20 protein-coding genes and 2 tRNA genes are annotated in these 17,192 nt (G+C 65.8%); 3 read left to right on the forward strand and 19 right to left on the reverse strand.

The window, feature by feature from the left end:
* Nucleotides 1-531: 531 nt before the first annotated feature.
* Both FGU64_RS23305 and FGU64_RS11970 read left to right on the forward strand, forming a co-directional pair.
* Nucleotides 532-606 (forward strand) — tRNA-Cys (locus FGU64_RS23305).
* Between the two features lie 118 nt (nucleotides 607-724).
* A complete protein-coding gene (locus FGU64_RS11970; RefSeq protein WP_139953470.1) occupies nucleotides 725-1,069 on the forward strand; it encodes a hypothetical protein in 345 nt (114 codons plus the stop codon).
* Nucleotides 1,070-1,106: 37 nt separating this feature from the next.
* On the opposite strand, the gene FGU64_RS11975 is transcribed toward FGU64_RS11970, so the two are convergent.
* The 19 genes from FGU64_RS11975 to FGU64_RS12065 form a co-directional block, all read right to left on the reverse strand.
* A tRNA-Glu gene (locus FGU64_RS11975) sits at nucleotides 1,107-1,181 on the reverse strand.
* 152 nt (nucleotides 1,182-1,333) lie between these two features.
* Entirely contained in the window at nucleotides 1,334-3,271 is a 1,938-nt protein-coding gene (gene ftsH / locus FGU64_RS11980; protein ID WP_136360210.1) for an ATP-dependent zinc metalloprotease FtsH, read from the reverse strand.
* A gap of 102 nt (nucleotides 3,272-3,373) precedes the next feature.
* Nucleotides 3,374-4,750 carry a tRNA lysidine(34) synthetase TilS gene (gene tilS, locus FGU64_RS11985; RefSeq protein ID WP_139953471.1) on the reverse strand — a complete coding sequence of 459 codons (1,377 nt, stop codon included), beginning with the start codon at nucleotides 4,748-4,750 and terminating at the stop codon, nucleotides 3,374-3,376.
* Between the two features lie 62 nt (nucleotides 4,751-4,812).
* Entirely contained in the window at nucleotides 4,813-5,868 is a 1,056-nt protein-coding gene (gene ybgF / locus FGU64_RS11990) for a tol-pal system protein YbgF (protein ID WP_139953472.1), read from the reverse strand.
* Nucleotides 5,869-6,092: 224 nt separating this feature from the next.
* Nucleotides 6,093-6,596 (reverse strand): peptidoglycan-associated lipoprotein Pal, encoded by a 504-nt coding sequence (pal, locus tag FGU64_RS11995; RefSeq protein ID WP_136360207.1) that lies wholly within the window; start codon nucleotides 6,594-6,596, stop codon nucleotides 6,093-6,095.
* Nucleotides 6,597-6,857: 261 nt separating this feature from the next.
* A complete protein-coding gene (tolB, locus tag FGU64_RS12000; protein ID WP_139953473.1) occupies nucleotides 6,858-8,174 on the reverse strand; it encodes a Tol-Pal system beta propeller repeat protein TolB in 1,317 nt (438 codons plus the stop codon).
* A 49-nt stretch (nucleotides 8,175-8,223) separates the two neighbouring features.
* A complete protein-coding gene (locus tag FGU64_RS12005) occupies nucleotides 8,224-9,336 on the reverse strand; it encodes a hypothetical protein (RefSeq protein ID WP_139953474.1) in 1,113 nt (370 codons plus the stop codon).
* A 7-nt stretch (nucleotides 9,337-9,343) separates the two neighbouring features.
* Nucleotides 9,344-9,802 carry a protein TolR gene (gene tolR, locus FGU64_RS12010; RefSeq protein ID WP_180375518.1) on the reverse strand — a complete coding sequence of 153 codons (459 nt, stop codon included), beginning with the start codon at nucleotides 9,800-9,802 and terminating at the stop codon, nucleotides 9,344-9,346.
* A gap of 9 nt (nucleotides 9,803-9,811) precedes the next feature.
* Entirely contained in the window at nucleotides 9,812-10,525 is a 714-nt protein-coding gene (gene tolQ, locus FGU64_RS12015) for a protein TolQ (RefSeq protein ID WP_136360203.1), read from the reverse strand.
* Nucleotides 10,526-10,776: 251 nt separating this feature from the next.
* A complete protein-coding gene (gene ybgC, locus FGU64_RS12020) occupies nucleotides 10,777-11,265 on the reverse strand; it encodes a tol-pal system-associated acyl-CoA thioesterase (RefSeq protein WP_281405232.1) in 489 nt (162 codons plus the stop codon).
* A complete protein-coding gene (gene ruvB, locus FGU64_RS12025) occupies nucleotides 11,262-12,302 on the reverse strand; it encodes a Holliday junction branch migration DNA helicase RuvB (RefSeq protein ID WP_139953476.1) in 1,041 nt (346 codons plus the stop codon). The genes ybgC and ruvB overlap by 4 nt, the downstream gene beginning before the upstream one ends.
* Complete coding sequence (locus FGU64_RS12030; protein ID WP_180375519.1) at nucleotides 12,299-12,691, reverse strand: type II toxin-antitoxin system VapC family toxin; 393 nt, start codon at nucleotides 12,689-12,691, stop codon at nucleotides 12,299-12,301. The genes ruvB and FGU64_RS12030 overlap by 4 nt, the downstream gene beginning before the upstream one ends.
* Nucleotides 12,688-12,981 (reverse strand): AbrB/MazE/SpoVT family DNA-binding domain-containing protein, encoded by a 294-nt coding sequence (locus tag FGU64_RS12035; protein ID WP_139953478.1) that lies wholly within the window; start codon nucleotides 12,979-12,981, stop codon nucleotides 12,688-12,690. The genes FGU64_RS12030 and FGU64_RS12035 overlap by 4 nt, the downstream gene beginning before the upstream one ends.
* Nucleotides 12,982-13,050: 69 nt before the next feature.
* Nucleotides 13,051-13,671 carry a Holliday junction branch migration protein RuvA gene (gene ruvA, locus FGU64_RS12040; RefSeq protein WP_139953479.1) on the reverse strand — a complete coding sequence of 207 codons (621 nt, stop codon included), beginning with the start codon at nucleotides 13,669-13,671 and terminating at the stop codon, nucleotides 13,051-13,053.
* Nucleotides 13,672-13,681: 10 nt separating this feature from the next.
* Entirely contained in the window at nucleotides 13,682-14,095 is a 414-nt protein-coding gene (locus FGU64_RS12045) for a type II toxin-antitoxin system VapC family toxin (RefSeq protein WP_139953480.1), read from the reverse strand.
* Entirely contained in the window at nucleotides 14,095-14,337 is a 243-nt protein-coding gene (locus tag FGU64_RS12050; RefSeq protein WP_139953481.1) for an AbrB/MazE/SpoVT family DNA-binding domain-containing protein, read from the reverse strand. The genes FGU64_RS12045 and FGU64_RS12050 overlap by 1 nt, the downstream gene beginning before the upstream one ends.
* A gap of 63 nt (nucleotides 14,338-14,400) precedes the next feature.
* The gene (ruvC, locus tag FGU64_RS12055; RefSeq protein WP_139953482.1) at nucleotides 14,401-14,910 is read right to left on the reverse strand and encodes a crossover junction endodeoxyribonuclease RuvC; all 510 of its coding nucleotides are present in this window, start codon (nucleotides 14,908-14,910) and stop codon (nucleotides 14,401-14,403) included.
* A gap of 86 nt (nucleotides 14,911-14,996) precedes the next feature.
* A complete protein-coding gene (locus FGU64_RS12060; RefSeq protein ID WP_136360195.1) occupies nucleotides 14,997-15,530 on the reverse strand; it encodes a DUF1465 family protein in 534 nt (177 codons plus the stop codon).
* 375 nt (nucleotides 15,531-15,905) lie between these two features.
* Entirely contained in the window at nucleotides 15,906-16,286 is a 381-nt protein-coding gene (locus tag FGU64_RS12065) for a hypothetical protein (protein WP_139953483.1), read from the reverse strand.
* Nucleotides 16,287-16,605: 319 nt separating this feature from the next.
* Here FGU64_RS12065 and FGU64_RS12070 point away from each other — a divergent pair, with 319 nt between their 5' ends.
* Nucleotides 16,606-17,163, forward strand: a complete 558-nt coding sequence (locus FGU64_RS12070; protein ID WP_139953484.1) for a DUF2269 family protein — start codon at nucleotides 16,606-16,608, stop codon at nucleotides 17,161-17,163.
* Nucleotides 17,164-17,192: the final 29 nt, after the last annotated feature.

Raw genomic sequence — 17,192 nt, forward strand, 5'->3', positions numbered from 1 at the left:
CCGGTCCACAGGAACGGACGAATCTCTGGAAATGAAAGCGGGCAGAGGCCGGCAGGCCGCCGGCGGGACAGTCGGGTTGTCGATATTGCTTCTGGGCTGCCTGCTGACGGCAGGCGGCTGCGTGCGCACGCCGGACGGCACCGTCGCCGTGGCGAAGGAACTGGATGTCGGCCGCTATTGGCGCCCCAGTCTCCCGCCGCCGCAAACGCCTCCGGTCCAGAGCGGGACGGAGGTCTTTCCCGTGGCGCCGACGACCGGCTGGTCGAGGCCGGCCCGCCGGCCGCATCGTGCGGCTCACAAAAGCCGGCCGGCCAACAGCGAACTGGCCAGAAGTGGGCCAGCAAGAGTGCTTGCCTGTCACAACGAGGTCCTTCGCGGGCAGCGGGCGCGTGTCGTCTGCGAATAGGCCTGCGCCGCACGGAGCCGAACAGTTACTGCGGAAAGCCCGCTCGACCAGGCTTCGACACGCGGCGGGTCGGCAATTTCCGCTGCGGCAACCATTTCTTAACGGGTTGCGCGGCACCATCGCGGTGCCTCGTGGCGGAATGATACGCGGCGGACCGCAAATCCGTGCATCCCCGGTTCAATTCCGGGGCGAGGCATCCACCTTCCTCCCCCGGTCCATCAGCCGCGCAGAGAGCAGATACAAGGCCGCCCGCCGTCCTGGCGGACCACAAATCGCCGTCATTCATCGTTAAGGCGACGAAAGTGCGGAGGTACGGCGATGCACGTGAGGACGGGTTCGGTGCTTTTCTGTGTGGCACTGGGCGCCTGCGCCAGCCAGCCGCCGGCACCGCACGTGCCGGGAGCCGATTCGGTCGCGGTAGTCGATCATATCCAGGGCACGCCGGTGATGCTCAAGCGAATTACGGTCGCGGCCTGCGCGCCGACCATGGGATCGCCCATGCCGACACAGGCAGAGGCCCTGCCCCTGCTGAAGGAAAAGGCGGCCGCACTCGGCGCAACCGCCATATTGCGGGCAAAGTACAAGCCGGCGGGCCTTTTCGACGGCTGCGGCCTCGTTCCGGCTCTTAGGGCAACGGGCATCGCGTTCCGCGTCGCGCCTTGAGGCGCATTGCCGGCCACGTTTCCTGTGAAAATCAAACTGGTACGCCCTAGGGGAATCGAACCCCTGTTTGCGCCGTGAGAGGGCGCCGTCCTGACCGCTAGACGAAGGGCGCAGCCAAGACCGGCCATATAGGCTGGCCGGATTCAAAAAGCAACTGGCCGGGGACGGCTTTTCCAAGGCTTGATCACAAGCGCATTTCGAGCCTGGCGCAAAGCAAAACGCCACGGACCTGCCGTGGCGTTTCCTTGACCGGCCTGCGGGCGATCAGTTCGAGGGCTGCGGCTCCATGCCGCCTTCCGGCTCGGGACCCTTCTTCTTGCCGCGAGCCGTGCCGCCGGCCTTCGGCACGGCCGAGCCGCGGCTGGTCGGCGTGTCGTCGCCGAGGTCGCGCGAAGGCTTGTTGCCGGCGAGCAGCTGCTTGATCTCCTCGCCCGACAGCGTCTCGTATTCGAGCAGCCCTTCGGCGAGCGCGATCCAGTCCTTCTTCTTCTTGGTCAGGATGGTCTTGGCCGTCGAATAGGCGTCGTCGATGAGGCGGCGCACCTCGGCGTCGATGATCTGCGCCGTCTCTTCCGAGATGTTCTGCTGGCGCGCCACCGAATGGCCGAGGAAGACCTCTTCCTGGTTGTCGCCATAGGCGACATGGCCGAGCTTGTCGGAGAAGCCCCAGCGCGTCACCATGGCGCGCGCCAGCTTGGTCGCCTGCTCGATGTCGGAGGAGGCGCCGGAGGTGATGTTCTCCTTGCCGAACTTGAACTCTTCGGCCACGCGCCCGCCCATCATGATGGCGAGGCGCGAGATCATGTACTTGTAGCTCATCGAGTAGCGGTCGCCTTCCGGCAGCTGCATGACCATGCCGAGAGCGCGGCCGCGCGGGATGATGGTCGCCTTGTGCAGCGGGTCCGCCGTCGGCACGTTGAGCGCCAGGATCGCGTGGCCGGACTCGTGATAGGCGGTCAGTTCCTTCTCCGCCTGCGTCATCGCCGACGAACGCCGCTCGGCGCCCATCATGATCTTGTCCTTGGCGTCTTCGAACTCGGCCATGGTGACGAGGCGCTTGTTGCGCCGCGCCGCCATCAGCGCGGCCTCGTTGACGAGGTTCATCAGGTCGGCGCCGGAGAAGCCCGGCGTGCCGCGCGCGATGGTCTTCAAATCGACGTTCGGGGCCAGCGGCACGTTGCGGACATGCACCTTGAGGATCTTCTCGCGGCCGATGATGTCGGGGTTCGGCACCACCACCTGGCGGTCGAAGCGGCCCGGACGCAGCAGCGCCGGATCGAGCACGTCCGGCCGGTTGGTGGCGGCGATCAGGATGATCGACTCGTTGGATTCGAAGCCGTCCATCTCGACCAGCAGTTGGTTCAGCGTCTGCTCGCGCTCGTCGTTGCCGCCGCCGAGGCCGGCGCCGCGATGGCGGCCGACCGCGTCGATCTCGTCGATGAAGATGATGCAGGGCGCGTTCTTCTTGGCCTGGTCGAACATGTCACGCACGCGGCTGGCGCCAACGCCGACGAACATTTCCACGAAGTCCGAGCCGGAAATGGTGAAGAACGGCACGTTGGCCTCGCCGGCCACAGAGCGCGCCAGAAGCGTCTTGCCGGTGCCGGGCGGGCCGACGAGCAGCACGCCGCGCGGGATCTTGCCGCCGAGGCGCTGGAACTTCTGCGGGTCGCGCAGGAACTCGACGATCTCCTCCAGGTCCTCCTTGGCCTCGTCGACGCCGGCGACGTCCTGGAACGTCACGCGCCCGTGCGCTTCGGTGAGCAACTTGGCCTTCGACTTGCCGAAGCCCATGGCCCGGCCGGAACCGGACTGCATCTGGCGCATGAAGAAGATCCACACGCCGAGGATGAGGATCATCGGCAGCCACGAGATCAGGTAGCCGAACAGCGTGTTGGAGCCGTCCGTCTCGGGGCGGGCGTTGATGGTGACGTTCTTGTCTTCGAGCCTGGACACCAGCGACGGGTCGCCGGGCGAATAGGTCTGGAAGCCGCCGGAGGTGTCGGTGTAGGTGCCGCTGATGCGATCGCCGGCGATGGTCACCGTCTTGACCCGGCCCGCGCCGACGTCCTGAAGGAACTGAGAATACGGAACATCCGTCGATGCACCACGCGTCTGCGGCGTCTGGAACAGGTTGAACAGTGCGATCAGCAGGACGGCGATGATGGCCCAGAGCGCGAGGTTACGGTAGTTCGGATTCATTTAGCGTCCCGTTGAGGCGCGCCAGCGGCACGCCGTAAGAGAGAAGTTGGACCTAACATAGGCAGCCGCCCCCCCCTTGCCAAGCACGACCATCGGGTTGGGTTAAGCCTTCGACCATGGTTTTAGGCCGATAGAGCCCAATGGCGGCGCGGCGATGGCGGTGGCGCCGATGAGTTCGGCCACCGCCCGCGCCGGTGCGAGGTCGAAGCCGGACAGGAAGTGCGCGAAGGGTGCCGCGACCGGCTGGGCCGAAGCCGGAAGGTACCCGCCCATGATCCCTTGTTTTTCCATCGAAAACACCGGCTCGGCGGCGAGCGCGGCATGCACGAGGCTCGCCGGCGCGCAGGCTGTAACCGGCAAAGCGCCGGCCACGGCGGACTCACCTTTGGCCGCGATCAAGAATTCCCCGCCGCCGTCGCCGAGCGTGATCCGGTAGCGGCCGTCCCAGACCGTGCCGTCGCGGACGGGTCCGGCGGGCGGCAGGTCGCGTCCCTCGCGGTGCAGGAACAGGCCGGCGGAGCGCCGGTCGACGACCGCATGCGACAACGTGGCGCGCAGCGGATCGGGCCCGCGCCACCCGCAAATCCGGGAAAACAGCGCCTCCGCGCGAGCAAGGTCGGGCAGGAAGGACGATCCGCCGGCGATGGCGACAAGGATCCGCAGCGCATAGACCGCCGCCGGCCTGTCGGCCGCTGTCGCAAAAGCCGGCGCCAGCCGCAGCAGCCCCGGAGCGGGCCGGCTGGCATGCGCGCGCATCAGCGCGGCCGCGCGTGTGCCGAGGTCGGTGCGTGCGCCGGCGGCGCGGTCGGCCGTGGCGATGGCCCGTTCGAACTGCGTCGCCTCGCCGTCGCCGAGCCGCGCCCGGATGCGCGGGCGCTCGAACGTCCGGTTGTCGTTCGTCGGATCGTCGATCCAGCCGGCGCCCTGTCCCGTCAGCCAGCCGCGCAAGGCGGCGCGGCGCGTGCCGAGCAGCGGCCGCACGATCCAGATTTCGCCGTCGTAGAGTGTCGCCGGCGCCATGCCGGCAAGGCCGCGTCCATCCGCTTCCGTGCTGGCAGCGCGCGCCTGGCGCATCAGCACCGTCTCGGCCTGGTCGTCGGCCGTATGGCCCGTCAGCACCAGTCCGATACCAGCCTCGCGCGCCGCGCGGCCGAGCAGCCGGTAGCGCGCATCGCGCGCCGCCGCGGGCAGGCCGGTGGCGGGCTTGGGTCCGTCCCAGCGGACGGTTTTGTGCGGAATGCCGCGCTCTGCGCAGAGCCGGGCGACCGTATCGGCTTCAGCGGCCGAGCCTGCGCGAAGCGCATGGTCGACCGTGACAGCAAGCAGCCGCACGGTCGGGGAATGTCGCTCGATATGATCTTTGAGAAGGAGAAGCAGCGCCGTGGAATCGCTGCCGCCGGATACAGCGACGATCGCGCCGCCGGAAAGGTCGATGGACGAAAAGAGCCGGTCCGTCTCCGGGCTTTCGATCGTAAGCACGCCCCTGCCCCGAAACCGGTTCCCGTTTTCGGGAGATACGCCTGGGCCGGACGCAGCCGGGTTCAGCACGCCGCGTGGGTCCGTTCCTGCTTGACGCGCTCTTTCATGGCGGCGGAAATGTTGGGATAGCGCTTGCCGACTTCGTTGAAGGTGGCACAGGCGACGTCGCGCTGGTTGAGGCCGACCAGCGACACGCCGAGCTTCAGGAGCATGTCGGGAGCCTTCTTCGCCTTGGGATAGGCCTTGCTCGCCGCCAGGAAGGTCTCGGCGGCGTCGCGGTATTTCTGCTGGCCGAGCAACGCTTCGCCCAGCCAGTAATGGGCGTCCGACGCCTTTGAATCCTTGGGGAAGCGCGAGACATAGTCGCGGAACCCCTGCTCGGCGGTCTTGTAGTCGCCCGACAGGATGAACTGGTAGGAATTGCGATAGAGTTCGTCCGGATTGTCGGTGGCCGGCAGCGAGGCGACCTGCGTTCCCGATCCGGACCCGGCATCGTCGCCCGCCGGCGGCGATGCTCCCGCCGCCGTCGACTGCGTGCCGCCGGCGTCGACGACATTGCCGTCCTTGTCGACGGTGATCGTGCCGAAGGTCTTGGCCGGCGCGCCGGTGATGAGCTTGCCGGGCTCGCCGTTGCCGGAATCGACGATGATGTCGCCGACGGGGTCCGACGGACCGTCGCCTGAAGCCGACGTATCGGCTCCAGGCTGGGTTGCCGGTGCTGCGGCAACGGCCGTATTGCCGCCGCCGGAGGCCTCGGACTTCTTCTGCGGCGCCTGGCCGCCGCCGCCTTCAAGCTGCTGGAAGCGGAACTCGTTGTCTTCCTGCTGCTTGCGGATCTGCTCCTGCATCTGCAGGATCTGGAAATTGAGTTCCTCGACCTTGCCGTTCAATTGACGGATCTGGTCCTCCAGCCCGGTCACGCCGGCGGCATTGGATTGCGCCATCTGGACCTTGTCCTGCCCGCCGCTGCCGAACACGCCGGGCAGCCCGAAGGAAGGCATATGGAACGAAAAACCGCTGTCGGTCCGCTCGGCGCCGGAAACGCCGCTCGCCGGCGCGGCCACCGCTGAGGCCAACAGCACGGCAAGCGTGCCGCTTAGGATGGATCTGAAGTGCATATGTCTCGCCCTGAAATCAACGATTCGTCTGTTTGTCCGGAAGCGGAACGCCTGCGTCAGACGGCAGCCGCGACGCGCCGGCCCGGACGTTTTCGCTTCTAGCAGGGCGCGAGACTTCGGCCAAATTTTGTTTCGGGCCGTCGCGTAACGGCAAAAGGCGGCGTTGCCGCCGCCTTTGTCCGTCCGATGTGGCATTTTTACCGATAGCGGGCTCGCGGCCCGGATCAGCTTCCGGCGCCCGACAGCGTGGTGACGGCGCGGCGGTTCTGCGACCAGCAGGAGATGTCGTCGCACACGGCCACAGGGCGTTCCTTGCCGTAGGAGATGGTCTTGAGCCGGTTGCCGGCGACGCCTTGCGAGATCAGGTAATCGCGGGTGGCGGCGGCGCGACGGGCGCCGAGCGCCAGGTTGTATTCGCGCGTGCCGCGCTCGTCGGCATGGCCTTCGACGACGATGCGGTACTGGCTGTACTTGTTCAGCCACTGGGCCTGGCGGGCGAGCGTCTGCTGCGCGTCGGCGCGGATCGACGAGGAATCGGTATCGAAGAAGATGCGGTCGCCGACATTGACGGTGAAGTCCTGCGCCGAGCCGGGGGTCGCAGCACCCGCGCCGAGACCGAGGTCTGCGGCGCTGTTCGGCGTCTTCTTGGAGGCGCAGCCGGCGAGCGCCAGCGAGGCGACCAGGGCGATCATGACGGGGTTTGCTGCAAGTTTTGCGATACGGCGCATGCCGCCTCTCCTTCGCAATTCGAGTTGTTTCGTTGACAAGCCAGTAACCACGTTTGGGTTAACCGGTGCTCAAGAAACACGGTTAAAATTCGGTATCGGCCGCCGTCCGCGGTCGCTGCCCGATGCTTTGCCCCGATGTTTCTGCCATGGGAGCACCGAACGTCACATTTGGCGCGGACCCTAGGCGTAAATGCGGCCAAAACGCGACCACCCCAAGAAAAACGGGACATTTCGGCCCCGTTTTCTCCGTATTCCCACACGCTATTCGAGCAGCGGCGACCATGCCGGGTCGGAGGCGTAGTTGGCCGTCGGAATCGACTGTTCGTTGCGGCCGGTCAGGTCGATGGTGACCAGCTTCGGCCCGCCGGCCTGGTCGCGGAAGAACATCAAGACGCGCCCGTTCGGCGCCCAGGTCGGGCCTTCCTGCTGGAAGCCGGTGGAAAGAATCCGCTCGCCCGAGCCGTCCGTCTTCATGACACCGATCTGGAATTGGCCGCCCGACTGCTTGGTGAAGGCGATCAGGTCGCCGCGCGGCGACCACACCGGCGTCGAATAGACGCCGTCGCCGAAGGAGATGCGGTGCGGATTGGAGCCATCAGCACCCATGACGTAGATCTGCGAGCGCCCGCTGCCGCCGCCGCGGTCGGAGGTGAAGACGATCTGCGAGCCGTCCGGCGAATAGGAGGGCGAGGTGTCAATGGCCGTGGAGTCGGTCAGCCGCGTGGTGTTGCGGCTCCTCAGGTCCATGGCGAAGATGTTGGAATTGCCGTCGTCGCGCATCAGGCTCATGATGACCTTCTGGCCGTCCGGCGAGAAGCGCGGCGCGAACGTCATGCCGGGGAACTTGCCGACCAGCTCGCGCTGGCCGGTTTCCAGTTGCAGCAGGTAGACCTGCGGCTGGCCGCCCTCATAGGACATGTAGGTGATTTCCTGGCGGCTCGGCGAGAAGCGCGGCGTCAGCACGATCGCCCCGCCGTTGGAAAGATAGCGCACATTGGCGCCGTCCTGGTCCATGATGGCCAGCCGCTTCTTGCGCGCGTTCTTGGCGCCCGACTCGTCGATGAAGACGACTCGGGTGTCGAAATAGCCCTTCTCGCCGGTCAGCCGCTCATAGATGGCGTCGGCGATGATGTGGCCGATGCGCCGCTTGTTGGCGCTGTTGGCGAAGAACTGCTCGCCCGCAAGCTGCTGGCCGGCGAAGGTGTCCCACAGCCGGTATTCGGCACGGATGCGGCCGTCCGCCTCCTGGCTGACGCGGCCGGTCACCAGCGCCTGCGCGTTGATGACCTTCCAGTCGTCGAAACGGGGCGCTGCGTCGGGATTGGAGATCTTCTCGATAAACGCCGCCTTGTCGATGGGCGCGAACAGGCCTGAACGCTTCAGGTCGGCGGTAACGATGCCGGAGATTTCGGCGCCGAGGCCGGCGCCCTCGAAATCGGTGATGGCGATCGGCAGCGGCTCGATCGTGCCCTTGTTGACGTCGATCTCGACCAGGGCATGCGCCGGCAGCGTGACGAGCGCACTCATGCCCGAGGCGAGCGCACCGATCATCATGAGCGTGGTGAGGAGTTTCTTCATGGCTTGGGCCTCGTTTTCTGGCGGGCGGACGGGCGGGCTGGCTGATTGGTCAGAACATGTCGCTCGGGTCGAAATTGACCACGATCTCGGACCATGTGTCGTATTTGTCGGACGGCAGGTTGAACGGCGCGCACTTCTGCACCGCGCGCACGGCCGATTCGGCGGCGGTACGGCCGGGACCCGACGCGGCCCCGCCCTTGACGACCTGCGGGCGGTCCTGCAACTGGCCGGACGGATCGAGGTGGAATTTCACCGACACCTTCAGCGTCTCGGCGTCGTCGACGCCGGCCGGGATGCTCCAGCAGCCGCCGAGCTTCTTGCGCAGCGCGTCCATCTCGTTCTGCGACAGCTTGTCACCGCCGGTGTTCTTTTCGCCGCCGAGCGAGGCCTGCTGGCTCGATCGCTTGGCGCCGCCGCCGGAGGCCTTCTCCTTGTTGAGCAGCGCCGAGATCTTGTCGTCGAGCGACTTGTCCTGCGACGCCTGCTTTGAGGAGGCTTCCTTCACCGGCTTGTCGGAATCCTTGCGCTCCGGCGCCTTGGCCGTCTCGGCCGGCGCGGGCTTGGGCCGGGCGTCCGGCGCGGGCGCCTGGTCCGGCAGCTGGACGTCCTGCTGCGGCTGCTCGGCGGCGATCGCCTCGGCCACCGCATCCGGCTTCGGCGGTGTCGGGTCGGGCTGCTTGACAGGCTCGGGCTTGGCTTCGGCCTGCTTGGCCGGTTCGGGCTTGACCTGTTCGTTCGGCTGCGGCTGCGGCGCGACTTCGGTGGCCGGCGGCGGCTTCGGCGCCTCCTTCGGCTTCGGCACGTCTTCTTCCCTCGGCTTTTCCACCGGGGTGGGCGCCGGCGGCGGCGCGGAGCTGGTCTCGACGGGCTTCGCCTTGGCTTCCGGCGTCGGCGGCTTGTCGGTGTCGACGCTGTTGTCGCCGGTCTTCTGCGCGTCCGCAACGATGTCGGGGCGCTTGGTCGGCGTCGGCGCCGGCTTGTCGCGCATCGTCGCCTTCTTGTCGCCTTCCTGGATCTGGGTCAGCGCGCTGACGGGCACGATGTCGACAGGCAGCGACTCCACGTCGGCGACGTCGAAGGCCGACGGCGCCTTCAGCGACAGCAGGCCGAAACCCAGCGCCACCGCATGCAAGATCACCGATGTGGTGAGACCCGCGCGCATTTGCCTCTTACTGATCCTGTTCCTGTAGCGTCACCAGGCCGATGTTCTTGAACCCGGCGGCCGAGATGCGCGCCATCACCTTCATCACCGTGCCGTAGTCGGCAACCTTGTCGCCACGCACATAGATGCGCTCCTCGTAGCCCGTCTTGGCGATGGCCTGCAGCTTCGGCACCACCTCCTCGATCGGAATCTCGGTCTCCTGCACATAGACCTTGCCTTCCGGATTGATCGAAACTGTGATCGGCTGGGTATCCGAGTTCATCGCCTTGGCCTGCGTGTCGGGCAGGTCGATCGGCACGCCGACGGTCAGCAGCGGTGCCGCCACCATGAAAATGATGAGCAGCACCAGCATGACGTCCACCATCGGCGTCACGTTGATTTCCGACATCAGGCTGTGATGGCGGCCGCGCCGCCTGTGGCCGCGCCCGCCACGTCCCGAGCCGCCCGCGCTGACTGACATTCCCATGATCGTTCCTCAGGCTGCCCTGGCCACGACTTTCTCATCGATTTGGCGCGAGAGTATGGCGGAGAACTCGTCGGAGAAGCCCTCCATGCGCACCGCCAGCTTGCTGGCGTCGGACGACAGCTTGTTGTAGGCGATGACGGCGGGGATGGCGGCGAGCAGGCCGATAGCCGTCGCCAGCAGGGCTTCCGCGATGCCCGGCGCCACCACCGAAAGGCTGGTGTTCTTCGACGCCGCGATGGCCTGGAACGAGGTCATGATGCCGACCACCGTGCCGAACAGGCCGATGAAGGGCGCGGCCGAGCCGATGGTGGCGAGGAAGCCGAGGCGTCCCTCCAGCTTTTCCATCTCGCGCGTCAGCGCCAAGTCCATCGCCTTGTCGATGCGCGTCTGCAGGCCGAGCGGCGACTTGGCGCCCTTCTCGAAGCTTTTCTTCCATTCGCGCATGGCCGCGACGAAGATCGCCCCCATGCCGGTCGTCTTGCGGTCGGCCAGCGTGCGGTAGAGCTCCTCCAGCGACTGACCCGACCAGAACACCTGCTCGAAGCGGTTGAGCGAGATGCGCATGCGGGCATAGGCGATCAGCTTGTCGACGATGATAGCCCAGGTCCAGATCGAGGCCCCGAGCAATCCCAGCATGACCAGCTTGACCACCCAGCCGGCTTGCATGAACAGCGCCCAGATCGACAGCGACGCCGTCGGTTCGGCGAGTGCGATGTTTTCCATTCCTTAAGATCCCTAAGATTTTCCGGGCATGGCTCGCGGCTGGCCCATGGCGCTCTACCTTGTGTGGTCCCGTTCGCCCAAAGCTTTCGGAAACGTCCCAAATGCGCCGTTCGCGGCGTTTTTTAGGGCAAATATTGGTGAAAGGAAGGCGTCGATGCCTTCCATTTTCACCGATCCCTTCATGAACCGTTATGGTTAAGGATGAGTTATGGCGAGAAGCGGTCCGCGCAATCGTATAGGGTGCATCACCCTCAAGGGTGGGGAGCGGAGGCCGGCGGCATGAACGCCTTGATCCATTCCTTCGGGAAGCGTTTCGGACGCCCGCCTTCGCCGACGATGGCCGCCTCGACCTTCGCCCGCACAAGCACCTCGCCGGCACGGCTCAGTTCCTGCGCCATGAAGATTCGCGCGCCGGAAATCCTTTCGGTGCGGGTATCGACGGTGACGATGTCGTCGATGCGCGCCGGCTGGACGAAGTCGATCTCCATGCGCCGCACCACCCAGGCGATGCTCTCGCCGTGCTTGCCGGCAAGGAGTTCCGTGTGATGGACACCCGCCAGCCTGAGGAAATCGGACCGGCCGCGCTCGAGGAATTCGAGATAGCGGGCATGGTAGACGACGCCGGAGAAATCGGTGTCGGCATAGTAGACCCGCGCCATCAGCCGGTGGCCGGTAGAGGTCAGCGCGCCGTTCAGCCCGCCGGTCAGCTCTTCCTCGGTCGGTTCGGGAACGGTGCTCACGACTCTTCCTGGAACAGGCTGATCTGCTGTTGGGCGAGGTCCTTCGGCGCCTCCAGCCCGAGATGACGCCAGGCGTTTGCCGTCAGCACGCGGCCGCGCGGCGTGCGCTGGATGAAGCCCTGCTGGATCAGGTAGGGTTCGATGATGTCCTCGATGGCGTCGCGCGGCTCCGACAGGCCGGCAGCGATCGTCTCGATGCCGACCGGCCCGCCGCCAAAATTGCCGGCAATCATCGAAAGATAGCGGCGGTCGAGCGCATCCAGTCCGAGCGCGTCGACCTCCAGCCGCGACAACGCCTCGTCGGCGACCTTGCGCGAGACGATATCGGCGCCGGCGACGGAGGCGAAATCGCGCACGCGCCTGAGCAGCCGGCCGGCGATGCGCGGCGTGCCGCGCGCCCGCCGCGCGATCTCCAGCGCGCCGTCGTCGCCAAGCGGCATCGACAGGATGCGGGCGCCGCGCCGCACGATCAGGTCCAGTTCCTCGACGGTGTAGAAGTTCAGCCGGACCGGGATGCCGAAGCGGTCGCGCAGCGGATTGGTGATGAGGCCGGCGCGGGTCGTCGCCGCCACCAGCGTGAAGCGGGCGAGATCGATCTTGACCGAGCGCGCCGCCGGCCCCTCGCCGATGATCAGATCGAGCTGGAAGTCCTCCATCGCCGGATAGAGGATTTCCTCCACCGCAGGGTTGAGCCGGTGGATCTCGTCGATGAACAGCACGTCGCGGTCTTCGAGATTGGTGAGAAGTGCGGCGAGGTCACCGGCCTTGGCGATGACCGGGCCGGAGGTGGAGCGGAAGTTGACGCCCATCTCGCGCGCCATGATCTGCGCCAGCGTCGTCTTGCCGAGCCCCGGCGGGCCGACGAACAGCACATGGTCGAGCGCCTCGCCGCGTGCCTTCGCCGCCTCGATGAACACTTTCAGGTTGGCGCGCGCCTGCGCCTGGCCGACGAACTCGTCGAGCGCCTGCGGCCGCAGGCTCTGGTCGGCGTCTTCGCCGCGCTTTTCCGACGAGATGAGGCGGGGGGCGAGCGTCAAGACAGCAGTTCCAAGGACGGGACGCGACGGGCGGCTTCCGCGTCGAAGGTCACGGTCGTCGAGCAGCCTGCACGCCGCGCGGAATACGCAATCAAATGATCCGCAAGGTCACCGCGTTCCGCTTCCGCCACGACGGTTTCCAACATCGTTTCATCTTCAAGGACAACCTCGGCCGCTTCCATAAGCGTTTCGACAAGGGAACGAATGGCCGTTCGATGAAAGCGATAGCGCTGCCGCAAAGCCCAGGCGAATTCGGCCAGCACGACGAGACTCACAAAGGCCGGGTCTTGCGCCGTGCGGGTTCCGAAAAACGCCGCCGCTCTGGCAAACTGATCCTCGTCATCCCGAAGCACGTAGCGAAGCAGGATATTCGTATCGACGGCCTTCATCGCTTTTTGCCGTGGAGTTCGTTCCATTCACGCACGATACGCTCGTCGTCTTCAGCCACGGCCTGACCGATTGCCTCATCGAAATCTTCGAGGGTCGCACCGGCACCGACCGACGGCTTGCCAAGGATTCCGGCCAGATCGGCCACGCTTCTGTTTTTCGGGCGCGCCACCACCTCTCCATCGCGCACCGACACGAAAAATCGGGTTCCTTCGGACAGGTTCAACTGATCCCGGATTTCCTTCGGGATGGTCAACTGCCCCTTCGAGGACATTGTCGCGAGAATACCCATCGCCTTACCTTTGCGTCCTTTCTTACCTTCTTAACTTAGTAAGTCGCGCTGTGCATAGCAAATCCGATCCTACCGCGCCAGTTCCTTCAGGCCAAAGCGGATCAGCTTGGCCGAATCCGCGCCTTCGCCCGCCGCCTTCAAGGCGGCGGCGATGGCGTTGGCGGCGGTGTCGCGCGAATAGCCGAGGTTGGTGAGCGCCGAGACGGCGTCCGCCACCGGCGCCGGCGCGACGCCCTCGCCGAGTTCCTGCTTGAGGCCGATGGTGCCGGCGGCTGCACCCGCGAAGGCCGGTGCCTTGTTCTTCAGTTCGGTGACGATGCGCTCGGCCACCTTCTTGCCGACGCCGGGCGCTCTGGACACCATGGCGATGTCGCGCAGCGCGATGGCGTTGGCGAGGTCGGCGGGCGCCAGCGTTGACAAGACCGCCAGCGCCACCTTGGCGCCGACGCCCTGCACGTTGTTCATCAACAGCCGGAACCATTCCCGCTCGAGCGCGGTCTGGAAACCGTAGAGCCGGATCATGTCCTCGCGCACATAGGTTTCGATGAACAGGACGACGGCTTCGCCCGGGCCGGCAAGCGCGGCAAGCGTGCGCGTCGAGCAATAGGCGACATAGCCGACGCCGTGCACGTCGACGACGCAGTGATCCTCCTCGATCTCTTCCACCGTTCCCTTGAGCTTGCCGATCATGCCTCAGGCCTCACGGATGGGTATCGGGGGAAACGATGCGCAACAGCGGAAAATAAGCGCGGTAGCGGCCCGTATCCCGCGTCAGCAATCGGTAGCCGCGGATCGCGGCATGGGCGCCGATATAGAAGTCCGGCAGCGGCGAGCGCTTCGGGCCGCCGTCGCGGCGGTAGGCAACAAAGGCGTGGCCAGCGGCAAAGGCGGCCTCCCAGGGCAGGTATTCGCGGGTAAAACGCGAGGGCGACAGGGCCGATTCCAGGTCGGCCTCGACCGGAAACCCCGCCGCCATCTCCGCATAGATGATCTGGTTGATTACGATCGGTCCTTCCGACCGCAGCCGTTCGATGGTTCGGCTCGACCAGTCCTCCCACGGGCTGCCCGTATCGAACAGATCGATCAGGACATTGGTATCGACCAGCGTCGGCATCAGTCCCTGAGCAGCTTGAAGAATTCATCGCCGGTCATGCCGCCGAGATCCATCGTTCCCTTGTGGCGGCGGATATGATCCATGAAATCGGCCACCTCCCGACCGGGCCGCGGCGCCGCCGCGTGTCGCAGCAGAGCGCCGTCCTCGCGCAGGTCGAACTCAATCTCGCTGCCCGCCACGATGCCGAGTTTCCGACGAACGTTCTTCGGGATCGTGACCTGGCCCTTCTCGGTGACGCGCATGGTAATACCTCCATGGTATTACTTATCGCGGCCATGAGAACAAGTCAAGAACAAGTCCCTGTCCTACCCCGCCAGTGCGATCCGATACGCCGCGCTCTGCCGGTGATGCGCGTGGCAGATGGCGATGGCCAGCGCGTCGGCGGAATCGGCGCTGTCGAAGGAGGCTTTCGGCAAAAGCACCTTCACCATCAGCTGGATCTGCTGCTTGTCGCCGTGGCCGACGCCGATGACGGCCTTCTTGACCGCGTTCGGTGCATATTCGGCAACGACGAGCCCGGCGCGCGCCGGCACCAGCATGGCGATGCCGCGCGCCTGGCCGAGCTTCAGCGTGGCGGTGGCGTCCTTGTTGACGAAGGTCTGCTCGACCGCAGCCTCCTGCGGCGCCGTCCGCTCGAGCACCTCGGCCAGCCCGTCGTGCAGCTGGCACAGCCGCGCGGCCAGCGCCGCCTTGTCGTCTGACCGCAACGTGCCGGCGGCGACGAAACGCAACGCGTTGCCGGCACTCTCGACGACGCCCCAACCGGTGCGCCGCAGGCCCGGATCGATGCCGATGATGCGAATCGCTTCGTTCATGCCGACGACTCTACCTCTCCGGCGAGGTCATGCCAGCGGAATGTGAACAAATCGGAAACAGAGAGCCCTGGACGGGCGGCAGGCGGTCAGCCGCGCGCGAAGGCGGTGTTGAGCAGCGTGATCTGGTCGGAAACGGGGTTGCTGCGGCCCGCGATCGACGGCAGCACGGCCCTGGCCCCTGCCCCGTAGACCTCCTCATCCATGCGCCGGACCAGCGCCTGCAGGCGCAGCGAGCGCGTGACGAGATCGACGAAATCGGCCGGCAATTCGGTCCAGCCCGCCACATCCTCATGCGCCGAGGCAGTGTCGAGCCTCACCTTGGATTTTTCCGAAGCGACCTGGTCGCGCGTCATCTCGCCCGAATTGGCGGCGCGCTGCAACAGGAGCCAGGAGGCGATCTGCATCAGCCGGGTGGTCAGCCGCATGGATTCGGCGGCGTAGAGGGTCGCCCCCAGCCGCGACAGCCTCTTGGCCTCGGCGCGACCCTGGCCGTCGAGATACTCGGCCGCCTGCTCAACCAGCCCCATGCCTTCGTTGTAGAGTGGCTTGAAGGACTGCGAGAAGACCCGGCGCTCCGCCAGCTTGACCGTCTTGGCACCGTCCTTCGAAACTTCACTCATGTTCAAGCCACCTGAACCTGTATCGGGCGAGCTGATTCGACCGCCCGCCGCGACCTGCACTTTATACGACCGCACCTCGAAAATGCGCCGCACACGCCGCGAAGGCAAGCGTATGTTTAACAGAGGGTTAACGCGCCTCGAGGCAGCGACGGAACGGCGGCGGGCAGCGGCATAAAAAAAGAGCCGCGGATGAGGCGGCTCTCAGGAGTTTAACAGGGAGGCGTCAAACAAAGTGGCTCCAACCACTCGGTAAGAATCCAGATCACTGGATGGCCCCAGTAAGCACCTGTGAAGGTAAATGAAGCCTTAACGGCTTGAAGATTTTTTTACCAAGCCGGGCCATGCCGTGCCGATCCGGCACAGTTCACCTCGCTCTCAGGCGCGACTGTAGACCGCCGGCAGCGCGATGAAAGCGAACAGGAACATCGCCGCATAAAACCCCATCGATCCGATGCCGGTGACGGCCTCCATCGCCTCGTTGCCGGCTAAAAGCAGATAGAGGCCGACGACGAGCGCGACGCCGCTGACCGCCGTCAGCCAGAAATGAACCGTCGCCAGTGTCCTGCCGGCCGCTGCGGGAAACAGGTGGTAGAAGAAGGCGAAAACCGTGGACATGAGCCAGCCCGCCACCATGATGTGCGCATGTGTTGGCATCTGGCCATGATCTTGGCTGATCGCCATGTGGATGCCGAGCGCCATGCCGCACAAGGCGTAAATGATCGCCAGCGTGAAGAAGTTCCTTGCCACCCCTTGCATGTTCGTTCTCCGTTGTCTGTCCGATGGGCAATGAGCCTGTCGTCCGCGCCGCAATGGATGCGGCCTTGCAGCCTGTAAGCCGGCCGTGTTTTCGAGGAATGCCGTGCCGCTCCCCCCTGCGCTTCCGACCTCGTTACATTAGCACAATCTGATGCTGGCGTAACGGCATCCGGCACGTCCTCCGCCTTTTGCCGTCCGTTGCGGAAACGCCCGGTCGAGCTGGCCGGCATCGTTCGGATACACGGCCGGTGCTAGACGCCCGGCCCTCAACGGTATCGGCCGCCACCGATCATCCGCCACAACAACAAGGATGAACGAAATGGACTGGTATTCCCTGGTAAAATTCCTGCACGTCGTCGCGGCCGTGGTGTGGGTCGGCGGCGGCTTCGCGCTGGCGCTGCTGGCGCTCCGGGCCGAGCGCGCCAGCAATGTCGAGGCGATGCTGTTGGCGATGCGCGCCACCGGCGAACTCGGCAATCGGCTGTTTGCGCCGATGTCGCTGCTCACCCTCGCCTTCGGCCTCGTCCTGTGCTGGTTCTGGGTCGGCTTCTCCGACCTGTGGGTCCTCATCGGCCTCGCCGGCTACTTCACCACCTTCACCATCGGCATGACCGTCTTCGGCCCGACGGCCGCGAAGATGGCGGCCCTGATCGCGCAGGAAGGCGTGACGCCGCGGGCGCTCGCTCTCGGCCAGCGCATGCTGCGCTTCGCCCGCATCGACTACAGCGTCATGCTGGTCATCGTCGCCGACATGGTGCTGAAGCCGACCGCGAAGGACCTGGGCATTCTTCTGGGGATGGCCGCGGTACTGGCGGCAGGCATCGCGCTCGCGGCGACGGCCGGAACGCGCAGTTTGACCCCGGCACCAGCCGCCTGAGAGAGGCCGGCGGTTCGCCGCCGGCCATG

It is taken from the genome of Mesorhizobium sp. 8 (assembly GCF_006351905.1).
GTDB classification, from domain to species: Bacteria; Pseudomonadota; Alphaproteobacteria; order Rhizobiales; family Rhizobiaceae; genus Mesorhizobium; species Mesorhizobium composti.